Annotated in this window: 1 pseudogene; it reads right to left on the bottom strand. The window is 70.1% G+C overall.

Annotated features, from left to right (window positions below):
• Positions 1 to 193: pseudogene (locus KBX43_RS31245) on the bottom strand (phytochelatin synthase); the annotation flags it as partial.
• Positions 194 to 953: the final 760 nt, after the last annotated feature.

Genomic DNA, 953 nt, shown 5'->3' with positions numbered 1-953 from the left:
AGAAGTTGGGCTGGGCTTCGTAGCGGACGTCGAGTTCCCGCTCGCCGTGGCCCTTGCGGTCGGTGGTGACCTGGGCGGCGGCGCGCTCGGCCGGGGTGGCCTGGGCGGCGACGGCGGGGCCGGCGATCCCACCGGCGGTGGCGACGACACCGGCAGCGGTCAGAACGGTCTTGCGCAGCAGAGTGGTAGCCATGATCAGTTGCCTCTCTGTCGGGGGTACGCGGCGATGGGGGATGCCGCGAAGAAAGATCAGGTGGCCCGGTATGTGCGTCGGGCCGGTGGTCGCTCGGGCGGCCAGGGGGTGGCACGATCGGCGCTGTCGGCCTGCTCGGCGGCCCGGGGATGTAACGACCGGCGTCCCGGCCTCATTCCCAGCCCGCTGGGGGTGCGGCGGGGTGGTCGGCGGGTGCGGCGCGGTCTGCCATGTACAACGCCCCGCACTTGGCCCCGATTCCGGCCCAGCCGTGGCGCCCACCACCCCGAATCCGGACAATCCCCCCCAGCGCCCACCTGCCCGGCGTTGATCAAGGAGTTTGTGTCCGACAGAGCGCCGGAACAGACACAAACCCCTTGATCACGCGCCGCCAGGGCTGCGGTGATCGAGGGTCGGTCGAACGCCCCGAGCGCCCGGCCCTCGCTCGCGATCTTGCACTTGCGGCCCTCGACGTGCCCGATTCGCACCCTTTTCCGGGGCCGCAACTGCAAGATCGCGCCCACAAGCTCGGCGCGCCGTCCCGCCCGGGCGTGATCAACTCCAGCTCGCCGACGTGGTGGTGTTGCGGAGCCTCTGATGCCACCACCTCGGCGAGCTTGTGTTGATCAAGGGTGGTGATGCCGCCACCTCGGGGAAGTGGAGTCGATCAAGCCGCGGTGCCCCAAGACCTCCCGCAGCAGCGGGCGATCATGAGGTTGGCGGCGGTTTGTGTCCGGTTTGTCGCCGCCAACCTCATGAT

Source organism: Micromonospora sp. C41 (assembly GCF_018070485.1).
GTDB classification, from domain to species: Bacteria; Actinomycetota; Actinomycetes; order Mycobacteriales; family Micromonosporaceae; genus Micromonospora; species Micromonospora chalcea.
This window is presented reverse-complemented; position numbering and strand designations above follow the sequence as displayed.